The following is an 18541-nucleotide window of genomic DNA, read 5'->3' on the forward strand; positions in this document are numbered from 1 at the left end:
GGGTTGCGGTCCTTGACTCACAGGATTTCAGGTTGATGCTTTTTGAGTGTTTGGCTTGGGTTTTGTGGTGTTGTGGTGGTTTGAGAACTGGATAGTGGACGCGAGTAAAATGCGAAACTTTTTGGTTTCGATTTTTTTGCTTTTATCAATTTCAACCGGCTCCTTTTGTTGGAGTCGCTTGATCGTTTTGTGATCGTTTAGTGTGATGATTTTTTGTCTAGAGAATTTTGCTGATGGGTTCTTACTTTAGTGTTTGTCACTGGTAAGGGCGTATGGTGGATGCCTTGGTAGACAGGACCGATGAAGGACGTGACGGGCTGCGATATGCCTCGGGGAGCTGCCGAGTGGGCTTTGATCCGAGGATTTCCGAATGGGGAGACCCGGCCACTGTTATGAGTGGTCACCACAGTTTTGTGGGGGGTACGCAGGGAAGTGAAACATCTCAGTACCTGCAGGAAAGGATACTCCGTGAGTAGTGGCGAGCGAAAGCGGATCAGGCTAAACCGGGTGCGTGTGATAGCCGTCAGGTGTTGCGCATTCGGGGTCGTGGGATGGACTGTTCAGCCTCTGACGGGGTTGAGGAGAGTGATAAAATGTCGTGCTAGGTGAATGGGATTGAATTCCCAGCCGTAGAGGGTGATGGCCCCGTAGCTTGTCGTGCGATGTCTCTTTATGTTTATTCCCAAGTAGCGCGGGACTCGTGGAATCCCGCGTGAATCTGCCCAGACCGTTGGGTAAGCCTAAGTATTCCTGTCTGACCGATAGTGTACTAGTACCGTGAGGGAAAGGTGAAAAGCACCCCGGGAGGGGAGTGAAATAGTTCCTGAAACCGTGCGCTTACAATCCGTCGGAGCCTTCTTTGTGGGGTGACGGCGTGCCTATCGAAAAATGAGTCTGCGAGTCAGTGGTATGTGGCGAGGCTAACCCGGGTGGGGGAGCCGTAGCGAAAGCGAGTTTTAAAAGGCGTTTGAGTCGCATGTCCTGGACCCGAAGCGGGATGATCTAGCCCTGAGCAGGTTGAAGCGCGGGTAAGACCGTGTGGAGGACCGAACCCACCTAGGTTGAAAACTGGGGGGATGACTTGGGGTTAGGGGTGAAAGGCCAATCAAATTCCGTGATAGCTGGTTCTCTCCGAAATGCATTTAGGTGCAGCGTCGTGTTATTGCTTACAGGGGGTAGAGCTACTGGATGCTTGCGGGCCCATACCGGGTACCAATAGCAGCCAAACTCCGAATACCTGTTAGGTTTATCACGGCAGTGAGTCGGCGGGGGATAAGCTCCGTCGTCAAAAGGGAAACAGCCCTGATCGTCGTCTAAGGTCCCGAAGCGCGTGCTAAGTGGGAAAGGATGTGGAGTCGCATAGACAGCCAGGAGGTTGGCTCAGAAGCAGCCATCCTTGAAAGAGTGCGTAACAGCTCACTGGTCTAGTGGTTCCGCGCCGACAATGTAGCGGGGCTTAAGCACGCCACCGAAGACGCGGCTGCATGATTTGTTTCATGCGGGGTAGGAGAGCGTCCTGTATGGGGTGAAGCGGCAGTGTGAACTTGTCGTGGACTTTACAGGAGTGAGAATGCAGACATGAGTAGCGAGAGACGGGTGTGAATCCCGTCCGCTGAATGACTAAGGGTTCCGGGGCCACGTTCGTCGTCCCCGGGTGAGTCGAGTCCTAAGGCGAGGCCGACAGGCGTAGTCGAATGGATGAACGGGTTGATATTCCCGTACCGGTGTTACACCGTTCGAACTGAATCTGAGAGTACTAACCTTCATTTGCTGGTTGATTGCCTTTCGGGGTTGTTGGCTGGTTTGTGTTGGGACTGTATCGGTAGTAGGTTAGCGTGGGAGTGACGCGGGTAGGTAGCCGGCTGCGGAGGTGGTTTTCCGTGGCTAAGCGTGTGGGCTGTCTCCTAGGTAAATCCGGGGGATGTTAAAGCTGAGGCGTGATGGGTAGGCTGTAAGGCTGATTCCGGTGATCCTGCTTGCCAAGAAAAGCTTCAACGTGAGGTGTGATTCCGCTCGTACCCTAAACCGACACTGGTGGTCTGGTAGAGTATACCGAAGCGATCGGGCGAATCCTGGCCAAGGAACTCGGCAAATTACTCCCGTGCCTTCGGCATAAGGGAGACCCCTGATGGTGATATGGTTTTACACTGTTGAGCTGTTGGGGGTGGCACAAGCTAGGGGGTAGCGACTGTTTACCAAAAACACAGGAGCGTGCGAAGGCGTAAGCCGCTGTATACGCTCTGACGCCTGCCCGGTGCCGGAAGGTTAAGAGGATCCGTTAGCTTCGGTGAAGCGGTGAATTTAAGCCCCGGTAAACGGCGGTGGTAACTATAACCATCCTAAGGTAGCGAAATTCCTTGTCGGGTAAGTTCCGACCTGCACGAATGGCGTAACGACTTCCCCACTGTCTCGGCCAGGAGCCCGGCGAAATTGCAGTACGAGTAAAGATGCTCGTTAAGCGCAGAAGGACGAAAAGACCCCGGGACCTTTACTATACCTTGGTATTGTCGTTAGGTGTGGATCGTGTAGCATAGGCGGGAGGCTGTGAAGCGTGGGCGCTAGCTTGCGTGGAGTCGACAGGTGAAATACCGCTCTTTCCATATCTGGCGTCTAACCTCGACACGTTATCCGTGTCAGGGACAGTGCCTGGCGGGTAGTTTAACTGGGGCGGTTGCCTCCTAAAGAGTAACGGAGGCGCTCAATGGTCCGCTCAGCCCGGTTGGCAATCGGGTGTTGAGTGTAATCGCACAAGCGGGCTTGACTGTGAGACTGACGGGTCGAGCAGGGACGAAAGTCGGAGATAGTGATCCGGTGCCGGCGTACGGACGTGGCATCGCTCAACGGATAAAAGGTACCCCGGGGATAACAGGCTGATCATTCCCAAGAGTCCATATCGACGGGATGGTTTGGCACCTCGATGTCGGCTCGTCGCATCCTGGGGCTGGAGCAGGTCCCAAGGGTTCGGCTGTTCGCCGATTAAAGCGGCACGCGAGCTGGGTTCAGAACGTCGTGAGACAGTTTGGTCTCTATCCTCTGCGCTCGTTGGAATGTTGAGGAGACCTGCCCATAGTACGAGAGGACCTGGGTGGACGAACCTCTGGTATGCCGGTCGTCACGCCAGTGGCGCTGCCGGTTAGCTACGTTCGGAAGGGATAACCGCTGAAAGCATCTAAGCGGGAAGCCTGCTCCAAGATAAGCATTCCTTGCACTTTAGTGTGTGAGCCCCCATGTAGAACACGTGGTTGATAGGCTAGATGTGGAAGCCCTGTAAGGGGTGGAGCTGACTAGTACTAACGGGCGATGGTGACATTCTTCCTCACTTTTGTGAGTGGGGAGGGTGAGTTCCTCATGAGTATTATTCTTCTAGCGTTAATGAGTACTGAATGTTTTGCTTAACGATCAGTTGGTAAGAGAGTTTTTATTCGCGTTCATGTCCGGTTCCCAAACCGCCACGTGTTGCCACTCAATGGTTTTGAGTGTATAATCTAGTTTTGCGGTGGTCATGGCTCAGGTGAGACGCCCGGTCCCATTCCGAACCCGGAAGCTAAGGCCTGACACGGCGAGGGTACTGCACTCGATAGGGTGTGGGAGACTAGCACGCTGCCGCATTATTTTTCTAGCGGGGAGTTTTCACTCCCCGCTTTTTTATTTTCGTATACTACTGTTTTTGTAATCCTCCAAACTCTGGACAACGCTCGCGCTATAAGCGCTCACTGCTGAGCTTGCAAGGAAAGTCCACTGGACTTTCCGTCTGAGCAAGCTCACGCTCCGAATTGCTTTCGCGCGCGCAATGCTGCGCTCAAGCAGGTCGTCGCGCAAACGCGAGGAAAACTTACGGCAAATGTAGTTAAAAACAGACAACAGAGACACGCGCGCAGAAACTGTACTGCACCAGTAACGAAAAATTCCCGGCAAACGTTTTGTAGCATCATTTGCCGCAAGGTAGTGATTAAATGATGATAGTCGGTGCAGAAGCAAGTGAGCTTTGAGTATTCTTTGAATATTGAGGTATTGCGCCGATCGCAATTGGGCCAGCAATTGAGTTGATAATTGGGCTATCAATTGAAATAAAATCAAGCAATTAAGAATGCGGAATATTGTAACTAAAGCGATTATGCTATTGCAGTAGAGCTATTTGCAATAATGCTGTTAGCAGTAATGCTATTTGCGATTATTCTGTAAATTTCATACAAGGAGTAGGTATGAATAAAGCCCTTATTAACATTGATTATACGAATGATTTTGTGGCAAGCGATGGCTCTCTTACTGTGGGCGAGCCTGCGCAAAAGCTCGAGAAGCGTATTACTGAGATTTCGCAGGAATTTCTTGACGCCGGTGAGTTCGTGGTTTTTGCGATTGATACGCACCATTTGAACGATCCGTATCATCCTGAAACTAAGCTTTTCCCACCTCACAATATCGCAGGAACTCACGGTCAGAAGCTGTACGGCGCGCTTGGTGATTTTTACGAGGAAAATAAAGATAAAAGCAATGTGTATTACATTCATAAAACTCGCTACTCTTCGTTTAATGGCACGGATTTGCTGATTAAGCTTCGCGAACGTCACATTGAAGAGCTGCATTTGGTGGGAGTTTGCACGGATATTTGCGTGCTTCACACTGCTGTCGATGCGTATAATCTTGGATTCAAGATTGTGGTTCACAAGGATGCCGTTGCAAGCTTTGATCCTGCAGGTCACGAATGGGCTTTGCGCCACTTTAAGACTTGCCTTAATGCGGATATTGTAGAAGGCTGAGAATTTTAGCTAAAAATATTTAAATAAGTATTCAATAGTTATTGAGAATAATAGACGCTGGTTGCTTTAAGCTGCCAGCGTTTTTATGTATTCGGAGTGTCGACTTGCTATTAATGAGAATCATTATTATTATTAATAGACGTTGTTAAAAAATCTTCCATAATTATTTGCGAAAAGAAGAGCGCATATAACGATAAGAAGATGAAGTGTAGAGAGCGAAATAGTAATTATGACTCAGGTCATTAGGAATATTGTGAAACGTGCTTTTGCAATGGCAAGTGTTGCAATACTTGCCATTGCCGTGCTCGCATCAGGATTTAGTGCAGCTTTACCGGCAGTTGCATTAGAAAATGGTAATCCTGCTGAAAAATACGATCCTACAAAAAAGGAAGTGCTAAGTCACGGCCATACAGACGTGTTTTACCCAATTCAATACAATGGTAAATTCATTATGGCCGTCGAAAAAGACGCTGCTACTTTCTTAAAGCCTGAAAACACTACTTTGCGCGTAGCTAAAAGCACGTACACTACAAAATCGCAACTTCCTGCTCTCGCTACTGAATACTACTATCTCGATAGTTCCGGAAATCAAAAAGGGAACCCTCTTTTTCCGGGTTGGGACACAGGTTATGCTGCATCTTTAGTTGGCGCATCTCACGCAGATGATGCAACAGCAGATATTGCAATTCAGCAAGTTACTGGACCAATGAACGGGCGCATTCTGCTTTGGACTACCGATGGCATTGGAAAAAATTCGAAGAAATTATCATTTGAAGAGAATGATTTAGACGACGAACCTGATACTGATGGCAGTCGATTTATGCTACCTGGCGTAATTCACCAACATACTGCTGGCCACGTGCATGCAAACTGGGGATTTACGCAGCCTGGCGTTTACAAGCTAAAAGTAGCAGCAACTATTACAAATAAGAACACTAAGAAGCAGATCACAACCGAACCTGCAGAATACACTTTTGAAGTAGAAGATACATATTCAGGCGAAGTACCTGCTTCTGGCATTACGGAAACGCTTGATTTGCACCGTCGCGGTGATTTTATTAATCCTGACGATGATGAAGAAGCGCACGAAGCTTCCAAAGATCATAAAGACACAGATAAAGACGATGGCGGCGATATGCGCATCGGCAATATTCGTGATTCCGGGCCTCATCCGCATTATCATTCATACGAAGGTTATGGTGGTTTAGACTTAAAAGTAGTTAACAAACCAAAGGGTGCTCGTATTGAGTGGAGATATGTGCGTGCTGACGAAGGTCCTGACGCGTATGGAACCACTCTTTTTGCTGAGAGATTGCAGCTTCCAGCTGAGCCTGCAATGAACAAGATGAAAGTGTATGCTCACGCAACTGAAGGTGAAACGCAAGTTGGCAAAGATACTGCGTCTGCAACCATCGCCGTTGAAGATCACGGTGCCGACGGACATCCTGTAGTAAAAGCAATTGCTCCTTATAAGCGTTTCAAACCAGGGGATACTTTACACGCGAAAACAGTATTGCTTAACCCTCATGTTGCAACCGACGGTGTTACCGGTGCGCCAATTGACGATCCGACAAGTCCAGTAACTTCCATAGTCAAAGATTATGTTTGGTTGATAAAAAAGGAAGGAGAAAGCGAATTTAAGCGCATTCCTGGTGCCGTGAACAGCAAGTTGGAGCTAAAACTTGATGCGTCAATGCAAGGTGCAACGATTCGTCCTTCCTTAGTTTTAAAGAACGGTGAACTTTACCGTAATAAAATGTTTGATGAGTTTTGCGATTATGTTATTGAGATGAAAGGTGTTCCTCACTCTCATAACCATGATGGCGATGATGATCAAAGTGGTTCTGATTCTGAAGATGATGAGAACTCTCACGGGAAAAAGCACCATGAGAAGCGTCGTAATAAGCGCAAAAATAAGACTAAGCATTTTGTTGGTGGAAAGAACTTTTTGAAAGGTGTATTCGGCGGCACTGCAAATTCGGGACTATTTGGATCTAGTTCTAATGGTGGATTCCAATTCGAATCTAATTTCTTTAAGAAATCCAACAGAAAATTCAAGCGCACAAAGAAGAATCGCAATAAGACTAACCGCACTAATCGTAAGAATAATTCTAAAAATAATACGCAAAGTGGTGCTAGTTCTGGTTCTAGTTCTTTTACAAGAACAGAAAATTCAAGCGGAACATCGTTACATAATTCATCGCGACGAACTTCTGGCGGAACTCATACTAAGAACAAGAGCTCTAAGAAAAGTGGACAGACTATTCGTAATTTCGTAAGAACAGATAATAATTCTGGCAATAAGTCTAAAAATAGTTCTGTCAATAACTCTGATTTTGTTAAGAATACTGAACGTCATGCTTTGCAAGGTGCAAGGCAATACAACGAAGAATCTGATGAAGCGTATGAAGATGATTCAGATGATACAAAAGGTGATGGTTCCTCGACTAAGTGGGTTGCGGTTGCAGCTTCAGGTGCGAGCGTCGGCTTATGCACAATAACTGGCGCATGCGGAGCATTGATACGTTCTAAATTGAAATTGTTGTAAATAATATTCGTATTATTACTAGAAAGTTTAAATAATGAATTACAAACAAAATGAAACATTGCAAGTAAAACGAAAGCATGTATATTCTACTGCGTTGCTTGCGCTCATATTTTCTTTAGTAACTTTGGTTGCATCTTTATGCGCACCAAATCCAATGCAGGAAACTGCTTATGCTAATGAAGGCAATCAGCCAGTTATGATTCAAGCAGGTCATGCTGATTTTGGACCAACGCTAATCGACGGCAAATGGAAATTGAAGATTCGCGATGATACTGGTGACGAACCAGTGTGGCGAGACCCAGAAAATGTGGTATTTAAATTAGGTGGCAATTCAATAATTCCTATGCCTGATGATGCTGCCTACAGTTTTATTGGCGAAAAGCCTGGAACCAAGCTTTACGTAATTCCACAAACTCAAAATCCTGATGTGCCGTGGCTTGGTTGGAATACGCAGGAAGGTGGCGTGCTTAACGAGCTCGATCGCGGTGCAAACCTTTCTCTTGAAGGAGTAAGCGGCCCGGGTAAACTGCATGTTTACTTAGAAAATGGCAACAACAATCCACAGCAACTTTGGGATAGTACTAAAGGATATCCGCAAAACAGCTGGATTGAAGCCAACGCTCATACTCACGTGAATTGGGTGTTTTCTAAGCCTGGAATTTATCATGTAAAGCTTACTTTTTCAGGAAAGCTTAAAAATGGACGCGCAGTAAGCGATACGCGTGTTCTTAATTTTGCGGTTGGAGATAATACCGATCCTAATGCTGCTTTAGGTGCGAGTGCTGCTGGAGCAAGTGGCAACGAGGGCGACGAAGAGGGTCAAGATGAAGAAGATAACGATGAATCCGAAAAAGATGAAGCTAATCATCATCACGAACTCCTTCACAACAAGCATAAGCATTCTCACAAAGTATCTGAAAAAAGTGACGATACAGCTTTAGTTCTTCAAATCGTAGGTATTTTTGTGGCTATTATTGCCGTAATTATTGTGATTTTTGTACTAATAGCTGTAGTTAAAAGCAAGAAAGCACGAAATCTTGCGCTTGCTAAGCAAGTTTCTGCACAAGCTAATCAACAGTATGCAAATAATGCAAATTCTGTGAATAATGCAAATGGTGAAAGTGCTTTGTCGGATCTAGTGAGTGATCAAGAAACGACAGTAATGTCACCAATTAATAATTCTCAATATTCTCAATCAGACAATGTGCAATCTGATGGCACTCAGTGGAAATAATGGTGTGACGAAAATGGTTCGTAATAGTATAAAGAAATTATCTCGCGCTTTGTTGGTGGGCGTGTGCTTGTGTGGCATGATGATGGGAACTCCCACGGCTTTTGCTGACAATGGCAGTGACGCAACTGTTGTAAGCGGAAAGAAATCTTCTAAAGATTTTGACGCAATAAAGCAAGCCAATTTTAAAGCGTGTGCAGCTGCTCGCTTAGATAAAACTGCTTCACAACCTGCGGCTGATAGTAAAGTTGCAATGTGCCATGCGTATAAAGGTCATACTGACGTTTTTGCAACTTTCTTTGATACTACAAATAACCGCATGGTATTAGGTACCTTGGGTGATGCGTTTGAAAATGAAGATCATAATGGCACTCGTTACGATACGAATCGGCTTATTTTTGAAGTCGGCTCTAAAAATATCATGCAGTTTTCCAAAGATGAGAACGATCCGATAATAAAAGAAATCTACGCAACAACTCGCGAAGGTGTAGTCTGGTTCTTTGATCAATCTGGAGCTGGAAATACTGGTGCATTATGGCCTGGTTTAGATACTAGACCGTTATATGAGGGAGCTGGTTCTACAAAAGTTAATCCAACAGTCAAACTGTCATTAACTGGTATCGAAGCCCCCCACAACGGCGAAGTTTTTATGTACAGTCGCAGCGGTGACGATTATGAGAAAATGCTCGGCTCTGCTGAAAACTGGCCGAAAGATGTTGACATTACTGAGACTGGTGGCAAGCATTCGCACATGTATTGGTCTTTTAACCGTCCTGGTGTGTATAAGTTAAAAATGAAGGCTACTGCTACCGTTGGTGACGAGGAGCAAAGTTCTGAGCAGACTTATACATTCCATGTAACTAATCATGATGTAACAGCTGGCGATTTTGCTGATTATGATGGCGCATCTTTTGATGGTGATGAAGATGGTGAAGACGACGAAGAAGATTCAGATGATGATGACGATTCTCAAAGTGAGGATCACAGCATTAATGTGCAACAAAGTAACGGATCTTTCTTCATTAACGGTAACAACAACACTGTGTATGTGACTCCATGGCCTGGAGCAAAAATGCAACAACAAGGACTTTTTGGAAGTAATAATGGTGGTCTTATTCATGGGGAACATAACGCTAAAAGCGGAAAGCAAGTTTCTCAAAGTCAGCAATCTGCTGTGACAAAGTTCAAAGACATCAAGGGCGACAAGCTTGTTATAGACCACGGTCACGTTGATATTGCTGTATATACTGGCGATTCAAATAAAGTTGATATGGCTGTGCAAGAAGATGTGACAGGAAGCCACGTCTTTAGAGACCCGGATACAGTTGTATTCGCAGTTGGTGATGCTGGTAAAACTAACGGCGTGTATCGTATACCGCAAACACAAATTGATGGTGTGCCATGGATGGGTTGGAATAATCAGTCTATGAATCCGCATAAGCCAACTCAATTGAGCCTAACAGGAGTTGAAGGTCCTGGAAACGTACGCGTTTGGATGTTTGGCGGTTTGGGCGGTGGAGATCAAGAGATTTTCTCCACTCAAGGAGCAACAGATTATACGATACCTGCAAATACGCATGCTCATGCGAATTGGGATTTCGACGAACCGGGATATTACACATTGCAATTCCAAGCTTCCGACGGAAATTCTACAGTAACTCGCAATATTCATGTTGCTGTTGGTGTAGATCCACAAGAAACACCAATGGGGTATGCTGACGGCGGCGAAAGTACTGGAAAAAAGGATGGTTCTTCTACACCTCAGAATCCAGCAAAACCTACTAATTTGCCTCGTTTAGGCGGAAATAATGGCGGTCATGGAAACGGTGCCGTTGGTGGCGGAAATCCTTTTGTTGGTCGTGGTTTAGGATTGAACAATTCACACTCTGGAAAACAATTGCCAAGAAAAGCTAAAAAGCATAAAGGTCTTGTTTCAAAAATTAGTAACAAGAGACTCGCTAAAAGTTTGTACCGACAGAAATTGAACGATAATGACGATGTTGCGAAGTCTGAAGCAAAAGGTGTAACAGGATTATTTAAGCGAAATCCTTTACTTGCTTATTCGCTTCTTGCTGGTGGAATTATTGCTGTGCTTGGCGTTTTGGGTGCAGGAATTTGGTATCTGTACAAGCGCGGACTTATTAACTTCAACTGGCTGTTGCGCTATTAGTAGTAGGAGTGTGTAAGGGTGATTCGTAAGCCCAAAAAAGTAAAGCAAACTTTGTTCTCTTCGCTTGCTGTAATTGCAGCCGTTGCGCTTATTTTGCCGCTTTCTGCTTGTGGTAGTGCTAACGGGAATCGTGCAGGACATCGCGATGGTCGCATTAATGTAGTTACAACTACAGGCGTTTTGCGCGATATGGTGGCGAATGTAGCAGGGGATGCCGCAAATGTGAGTTCAATCGTGCCTGATAATGCAGATCCGCACTCTTACGAGCCGCGATTGCGTTCAATTCGAGACGTTGTGTATGCGGATGTGGCTTTTAGTAATTACATGATGCTTGAGGAGCATGGTGTTATTACTGCTTTAGACGCAAATTTGCGAAAAGGCGTGCCAAATGTGCAACTTGCTGAAGAAAGCGTGAAACATGCGGCGGATATTATTCCAATGGTCGAAGATGTGTCGTTGGACACTATTTGGCTTGGTCTTGCTACAGAACGCCAAACTTCGCAGACGGTTGAGGAAGCTAAAGATGCTAAAGAGCAACAAAAATCTCAAGAGAAACCTGATAAGTCGCAGTCTTCTCAGGTTTCTCAATCTTCGCAATCAAACGCGCCTTCCACTGTAACGAAAGAAGGACGCGCTACTGTAATAAAGCCAAAAGCATACAACATGAAGCGTTCGGACAGGATCCGCTTAACTGCAACTAAAGTAACTGGTCCTGGTTCGCTTTTCGCTTACCTTACTGGCACTTTTGGAAGTGTAGAAACTTACGTTAATTCAGCAAACGGAATTAACGATGAAGATCATGTAGATTTGCCTGCGGACGCGCACACGCATTTAAGTTGGGCTTTTAGTAAGCCAGGAGAATACACTCTCGACTTTCATGCAGATATGCTCAATGCTCAAAACGAAAGAGTTGCAAGTTTAGGAAACGCAACTATGCGTTTTGCTGTTGGCATTAACGCGCAGAAATTAGCGAAAAAGCGTGGAGCTAGCGTAGTTTTGAATCAAGGCCATGCAGATTTGGCTTACGATTTAGCTAAACGCGGATTTTTGTACAGAGTTGACACTTTGCAAGAAAAGCGGTCAGTTGCGCCAAAGCGCGTATACTATGAGCCGCGAGACGTAGTAGTAGAAGTGCCGACTAATGCTTTAAAAGAAATTCCAGCTGAACAAGGCTATAGATTCCTTGGATTTGCAAGGCAGAAAATTTATCAACTTCCTCAAGCTGTTCTTGGAAAACATGTTCATGGAGATATTGATCCGCATTTATGGCAGTCAGTGAAAAACGGAATTGCTTATGTGCGCACAATAGCTGACCGCTTGTGCGAAGTCGATCCTAAAAATGCTCGCAAATATCGCGCAAATGCGGATCGATATATTAATAAACTTCTCGACGTAGACGCTTATATGCGTAAAAAAGTTGCGTCAATTCCAAAAGAGCGTCGCAACTTGGTTACAACGCATGACGCTTTTGCATACTTAGGTAAAGCTTATGGCGTAAATATTGCGGGATTTGTAACAATCAATCCTTCAAGCGAACCGAGCGTGCAAGATAGGCGCAGACTTTCGCAAATTTTACGCGACTTGGAAATCCCTGCAGTGTTTTTGGAGCCGAATTTGATTTCTCGCTCGTCTGTGCTTAAAGAGCTTGCGTCTGAAGCACATGTGAAAGTTTGTCCAATTTATGGTGACGCTTTCGACGCGAATGTGCGAACTTACGCGGATATGATGCGAGCTAACGCGGATTCTTTAGCGAAATGTTTGAAGTGAAAGTGTTAAAGGTAATAAATATGGGAGAAAATGCAGTAATTTGCGCACAAAATTTGAATATTTCGTACGGGAATCGCGCTGTTGTAAAAGATGTTTCTTTTACCATTAATAGTGGCGAATTCGTGGGATTACTTGGCGCAAACGGTGCCGGTAAAACAACGCTATTTCGTGCAATTATGGGTTTGATTCCGCATACTGGAAAACTCGAAGTGCGTGCTCCTCATATGGAAGGTGCGAAACTTAATTCTCGCGTATCTTACGTTGGATACGTGCCTCAACGTCACGATATTGCGTGGGATTTCCCACTTTCTGTTTTAGATGTAGTGATGATGGGTAGGATTCGTCATATTGGTTACGTTCGTCGCGCTAAAAAAGAAGATTACGAGATCGCATTAAACTCGCTTGAACGCACAGGAATGGCTGATTTCCAAGATCGCACGATTGGTGAACTTTCTGGAGGTCAGCGGCAACGCGTTCTTGTTGCGCGAGCATTGGCTGGAGAGCCGCGTTTACTTTTGCTAGACGAACCGTTTACTGGACTTGATATGCCTACTCAGGAGCTGCTTACCGATTTGTTCTTAAAATTGTCTGCTTCTGGTGAAGCAATTCTCATGAGCTCGCACGATATTATTGGTTCAATTAACTCATGCTCGAGAATAATGCTATTTGATGGCACTATTGTGGGCGACGATGAGCCGCAACATTTGCAAACAGAACAGTGGGTACGAACCTTCCACGTAGCTCCGCAAAATCCGCTTATTAAAGCAGTTGAGCGCGTAATTGGTAAGGAAAGTGTGGTGAAAGAGTAATGTTATCTCCAATAGAATTTATACAAGATTTAACAAATCCAGACCTTTGGTTTTTGCTAAAAGCACTTATTGTAGCGTGCCTTTCTAGCGTAATTTGCGGTGTAGTTGGATGCTACGTAGTACTTAGAGGAATGGCGTTTATTGGAGATGCTGTAGCTCACTCAGTATTCCCAGGACTTGCTATAGCCTTCGTATTGCAAGGAAATCTGCTATTTGGAGGAGCACTCGCAGGAGTTGCAACTGCGCTAATCGTATCTATTTTTAGCCAAAATCGCAGGCTTCGCGAAGACTCATTTATTGGCGTATTTTTCGTATCTGCTTTCGCTCTTGGAATTGTGATTATTTCTAAAGCATCTGGCTACGCCGGCTCTTTGGAATCCTTCTTGTTTGGCTCGATTACAGGTATTCCTGATTCAGATATTGCTGTTGTTGCTTTTACTGGTTTGATTATTTTGGCTATATTATGCATGTTCCACAAAGAGCTTGTGTGCGTATCGATGGATCGAGAAACTTCGCGCGCAATGGGATTGCCAGTTGCATGGTTAGATGGAATGTTGTACGTGTTAGTGGCTATCGCTGTAGTTGTTTCCGTGCAAATTATTGGAAACGTGCTTGTGCTTGCTCTGCTTGTGACTCCTGCTGCAACTGCGCGACTGCTTACGGATAGGCTGCCAAGAATGATGATTTTAGCTCCTGTTATTGGGTGCGTTTCTTCGATTGTTGGAATGTATATTTCGTGGAGCTTTGATACAGCAACAGGCGGAACAATTGTGCTCGTAGCAACCGCTTTATTCGTGCTCGCTTGGGTGTGCTCTCCTAAACATGGGTTGATTGCAAAAGTGGGTCGTAGCGTAGGTTTATAGCGTGCGGCACAATAGACGTATGGTATCAAAAGGAAAACCTTCGCCAAGAAGTGCAGTAAAACCACTCAGTGATGAGCAAGTAAAGCTTTTAGCAAGTAAACACAATTTAGTTGATCCAACGTATTACTATCCAACAGGAAAACGTAAGCCAAATCAGGCAGAAATTGACGCGCAAAATCCTAAGGCTGCTGAAAGATTGTTAGAAGGAACGTCGCGCGTATTGCGTTCGCGCTGCAAAGTACGCGCGTGGGGATTGGAAAACGTGCCAGAAGAAGGCGTGTTTATTACAGCTTGCACGCATGTGACGATGTTTGACGTTTTCATACCTATGACTGCACTATTCCACCAAGGTCGTCGTCCGCGCTACATGGCAAAAGCGGAACTCGCTCACTGGCCAATCTTAGGCAAATGGTTTCAGCTTGTAGGCATGCAGTCGGTTCCTCGCAGAAGCGGAAAAGCGCGAGAAATAGAAGAAGAATCTATTAAAATCCTCACCAATGGCAGACCTTTAAGTGTATGGCCTGAAGGAACAGTTACGCGCGATCCTAAAAAATGGCCGATGAGCATGAAGCCCGGAGTTGGAATAATCGCTCTCGAAGCATCGCGTAGACTCGGACATCAGATTCCGCTATTTTGCGCTGTTGTGTGGGGTGCTGCAAGCATTAACCACTGGTGGCCGTGGCCAAAGAAAAATGTTGTAATGTGCTACGATACCCAACTCGATTATTCCGACTTGCTGCAGGGAAGCGAAAATTGGGGAGAGCTACCTCCTCTTGAATCTGCTGAAGAGTTGGCTCGTCGCGTGCGTGTGCGTATGACGCAGATTATGGAAGAAATTCGTGGAGAAAAATCTCCTGCAGGATACTTCGATTACAGGCAGATGAAACGCGTTACGGAAGAATAAAAAATATACAGAAGAATAAAATAAAGTATCTTTTATAAATCCCGTAAAGCGGCATGTGTAGAATTATGTAATAGTGTGATTACAAATAAATAGCTATACAGTAGCTTATAAAACTCACAACCGAAAGGCAGGACGTAAAACATGAACGTTACGGTGTTGGGTGCTGGTGCTTGGGGAACTGCGTTTGGACAAGTACTTGCGGATGCAGGAAATCAAGTGACAATGTGGGCAATAGAGCCGGAAATTGTTGAAGGAATTCGCAATCATCATCATAATGGCGTGCGTCTGCCTAGCGTAGAAAAACTTCCAGAAAACATGACTGCAACTGGGGATCGAGCAGAGGCTGTTGCGAACGCGGATATTGTAGTCGTGGCGATTGCGGCACAGTTTGCTCGCGTTGCGTTGGAAGGTTTTGTGGGTTTGATTCCACAAAATGCGATCGTTGTTTCGCTTATGAAAGGCATTGAGCGCACAACCGGCAAACGTATGGATGAAGTTGTGTGCGAAGCTTTGAACTTACCGCGTAACCGTTTTGCTGCACTTTCCGGACCAAACTTGAGCAAGGAAGTTGCATCTCGCCACCCGGCTGCAGCGGTAGTTGCTTGCGCAGAAAAGTCTCAGGCAGAAGTAGTTGCAAAAGCATGCTCAAACAGCTACTTTAAAGCATTTGTGTCAACAGACGTAATCGGTGTAGAAATGTGCGGATCGCTTAAAAACGTGGTTGCGCTCGCAGTTGGCATGGCTCGAGGCGCGGGATACGGTGAAAACACGGCGGCTATGATTGAAACGCGCGGTTTGGCAGAATTGACGGCATTGGGCGTTGCAGAAGGCGCAGATTCGCGCACTTTTGCAGGTCTTGCTGGCTTTGGTGATTTAGTTGCAACTTGTGGATCTCCTCTAAGCCGAAATTACACTTTTGGGTCAAATCTTGGTAAAGGCATGAGCGTTGAAGAAGCAACTGCCGTGAGCAATGGTGTTGCAGAAGGCGTGCCAACCACAAGCGCAGTAGTTGCAATGGGCAAGCGTTTGGGTGTTGCGACTCCGCTCGCAAGTGCAATGGCTCGCGTGCTTGAAGAAGGAATCTCCTGCCAAGAAATGCTCGCAATGCTTTTCGACGACGACGTTTGCGAAGAGTAAGTAGCGTTTGCGAAAATAATCAAAACTAGTCCAAAATAATTAGAATAATTCAAAATATATAAAGGAAAAAAATGACGAAAAAGCGTGTAGTGTTCTTGTATGGCGGTAAGGCAGACGAACATTCGATTTCTTGCATATCTGCTGCTGGAGTGCTCAGTGCTGTAGACGAAAATCGTTTTGACATTGTGCGGATCGCAATCACAAAACAAGGCGAATGGATTGTTGGTGGTGAAGATCCTCGTAACTTCCACATGGAAGAGGGTGAGTTGCCAGTAATCACAAAAACCGCTGGAACGCGCGATGTTGTGCTTGACCCTGCAAAGGGTGCAGATGGATTCTTGGTGCGAAAAGCGGACGATACGCTTGAAAGTTTAGGTCATGTTGACGCTGTTTTCCCAGTTCTTCACGGTCCGAACGGTGAAGATGGCACTTTGCAAGGCTTGCTAGAAATGATGCAAGTGCCGTACGTCGGTTGCGGAGTGTTGGCTTCGGCTGCATGCATGGATAAATACTACGCAAAGCAGCTGTTTAAGGCTGCCGGAATTGATGTCGCTCCAGGAATTGCGTTGGATGCTAGAAAATTTGCAAGTGACTCGACGAATTGCTTTGCTGCGTACGCAAACGAAATGCTTGCGCAAGTTGAGGCAGCAAAACTCGAGTATCCGCTTTTTGTAAAGCCAAGCCGCGCAGGATCTAGCTTTGGAGTTACAAAAGTTGAATCGCGCGATGCTAAAGCCTTAGCAGAAGCCGTTTTTGAAGCTTCAAAGCACGATTGGCGAGTGTTGGTAGAGCAAGGAATTGATGCGCGCGAAATTGAGTGCGCGGTTCTTGCAGCTCGCGATGGCGAGGAGCCGAAAGCAAGCTGGCCTGGAGAAGTTGTGCTCGACAAGCGCGAGGCTGGTGAAGACCAGTTCTACGATTTTGACAGCAAATACATGGATTCCGCAGCTTCGCACGTTGAAGTTCCAGCAAATCTTCCTGCGGAAACTTTGGAGCTAGTGCGTAAAACAGCGCTCGCAGCATTCAAAGCAGCAGACGGTAGAGGATTAAGCCGTGTTGATTCGTTTGTGACTCCTGAAGGTCATGTGATGATCAATGAAATCAACACAATGCCTGGATTTACGCCAATTTCCATGTATCCAAAAGCTTGGGAAGCAACCGGAATAAGCTATAGCGATTTAATTACAAAGCTTATTGAAGGTGTTTTGAAATAATTTAATCAACTGTAAAACAGCAACAAAAGCAGAAACAAAAAGCAGCAATTAAATCAGCAGCAAAAGCAGCAATAAAAAGGAATAAGTATGCAAGATTTGCAAAATTCATGGCGCGACGACACTTATTTGTTAGCGCGCAAACGTCAAGGAACTATTGGCATGTCTTTATGCGTATTCCTCGTAGTTTGGATTGCTGTTGCCTATGTTCTTGGAGTTCTTTCTTCACAGTTTGTGCCTAAGAGCATGCTAAGCGACTCTCTTAACACATTACTTGTGTCGGATATTTCGCAGTATTTAGTCGCTTTGCCAATCGCAATGCTTATTATGCGCACTGTTCCTGCGGCAAAAACCCGACAATTCTCTATGAAATTTAGCCAATTTGGCGGATTCTTTGCTGTGTGCATACCGATTATGTACATTGGTAATATAGTTGGCGTTTTCCTAGCAACAGTTCTTAGCGGTGGCAAAGCAGAAAATCGCGTATCAGACACTATTGCAGCGGGAAATATGTGGGAAACCTTCATATTCGTGGTAATTCTTGCACCAATTGTGGAAGAATGGCTTTTTAGAAAACAGCTGCTTTCTCGTTTGCGCGCGTACGGAGAAAAGCGAGCTATTGTATTTTCTGCACTTGCTTTCGCGCTTTTCCATATGAACATTTTCCAATTCTTCTACGCATTTGGACTTGGACTTGTTTTTGGCTACATTTATATTCGTACGTCCAAGTTGAGCTACAGCATATTTCTTCATATGATTGTGAATTTCCAAGGAAGCATAGTTGCAATGTGGTTGGAAAAGCAGCTGGTTGATGCAAGCGGAAATATGATTAACGTAGAAAAGATGTCTCGTCAGGAATTAACTAGACTGCCAACCGGTTTTATTCTAGCTGGAATTTATGGGATGTTTATGATTGCCATGCTTATAGTAGGCGTGGTTTTGCTAGTTCGCCGCCGCAAGTATCTTGTATTCTTCAATGCTCCGCAAGAACTTCCGAATAAAGCTGGCAACAAAGCATTGTACGGAACTGTTGGAGTAATAGCATTTTTGATTATTTCAATACTTCTTAATTTGCTAATGTTATTTGTGTAAAAGCGAGTAAAAAATAATCGCATAAAAATAAAATATAAAATAAATCAACGAA

11 protein-coding genes and 2 rRNA genes are annotated in these 18541 nt (G+C 45.3%); all 13 read left to right on the plus strand.

Annotated elements, in window-relative coordinates; genetic code table 11:
- Positions 1-252: 252 nt before the first annotated feature.
- The 13 genes from P0108_RS02860 (at position 253) to P0108_RS02920 (ending at position 18489) form a co-directional block, all read left to right on the plus strand.
- Positions 253-3313: ribosomal RNA gene (locus tag P0108_RS02860) — 23S ribosomal RNA — on the plus strand.
- 179 nt (positions 3314-3492) lie between these two features.
- A 5S ribosomal RNA gene (gene rrf, locus P0108_RS02865) occupies positions 3493-3609 on the plus strand.
- Positions 3610-4202: 593 nt separating this feature from the next.
- Positions 4203-4757 (plus strand): cysteine hydrolase family protein, encoded by a 555-nt coding sequence (locus P0108_RS02870; RefSeq protein WP_103013884.1) that lies wholly within the window; start codon positions 4203-4205, stop codon positions 4755-4757.
- A 229-nt stretch (positions 4758-4986) separates the two neighbouring features.
- Positions 4987-7305: a choice-of-anchor M domain-containing protein gene (locus tag P0108_RS02875; RefSeq protein WP_103013885.1), complete on the plus strand. Its 2319-nt coding sequence runs from the start codon at positions 4987-4989 to the stop codon at positions 7303-7305.
- A gap of 34 nt (positions 7306-7339) precedes the next feature.
- Positions 7340-8539, plus strand: coding sequence for a choice-of-anchor M domain-containing protein (locus P0108_RS02880; protein ID WP_103013886.1), 1200 nt, complete (start codon positions 7340-7342; stop codon positions 8537-8539).
- A gap of 13 nt (positions 8540-8552) precedes the next feature.
- Positions 8553-10706 (plus strand): choice-of-anchor M domain-containing protein, encoded by a 2154-nt coding sequence (locus P0108_RS02885; RefSeq protein ID WP_199172882.1) that lies wholly within the window; start codon positions 8553-8555, stop codon positions 10704-10706.
- A gap of 18 nt (positions 10707-10724) precedes the next feature.
- A complete protein-coding gene (locus P0108_RS02890; protein WP_415690145.1) occupies positions 10725-12473 on the plus strand; it encodes an anchored repeat ABC transporter, substrate-binding protein in 1749 nt (582 codons plus the stop codon).
- A gap of 20 nt (positions 12474-12493) precedes the next feature.
- The gene (locus tag P0108_RS02895; protein WP_199172879.1) at positions 12494-13282 is read left to right on the plus strand and encodes an anchored repeat-type ABC transporter ATP-binding subunit; all 789 of its coding nucleotides are present in this window, start codon (positions 12494-12496) and stop codon (positions 13280-13282) included.
- The gene (locus P0108_RS02900) at positions 13282-14145 is read left to right on the plus strand and encodes an anchored repeat-type ABC transporter permease subunit (RefSeq protein WP_004109107.1); all 864 of its coding nucleotides are present in this window, start codon (positions 13282-13284) and stop codon (positions 14143-14145) included. Before P0108_RS02895 ends, P0108_RS02900 begins: the two co-directional genes overlap by 1 nt.
- A 19-nt stretch (positions 14146-14164) precedes the next feature.
- Positions 14165-15049 (plus strand): lysophospholipid acyltransferase family protein, encoded by an 885-nt coding sequence (locus P0108_RS02905; RefSeq protein WP_004109108.1) that lies wholly within the window; start codon positions 14165-14167, stop codon positions 15047-15049.
- 141 nt (positions 15050-15190) lie between these two features.
- Positions 15191-16186: an NAD(P)H-dependent glycerol-3-phosphate dehydrogenase gene (locus P0108_RS02910; protein ID WP_119504541.1), complete on the plus strand. Its 996-nt coding sequence runs from the start codon at positions 15191-15193 to the stop codon at positions 16184-16186.
- Between the two features lie 71 nt (positions 16187-16257).
- The gene (locus tag P0108_RS02915) at positions 16258-17400 is read left to right on the plus strand and encodes a D-alanine--D-alanine ligase family protein (RefSeq protein WP_102703269.1); all 1143 of its coding nucleotides are present in this window, start codon (positions 16258-16260) and stop codon (positions 17398-17400) included.
- An 87-nt stretch (positions 17401-17487) separates the two neighbouring features.
- The gene (locus P0108_RS02920) at positions 17488-18489 is read left to right on the plus strand and encodes a CPBP family intramembrane glutamic endopeptidase (protein ID WP_102155603.1); all 1002 of its coding nucleotides are present in this window, start codon (positions 17488-17490) and stop codon (positions 18487-18489) included.
- The last annotated feature ends 52 nt before the right edge of the window (positions 18490-18541 follow it).

This window comes from Gardnerella sp. c10Ua_244 (assembly GCF_055818055.1).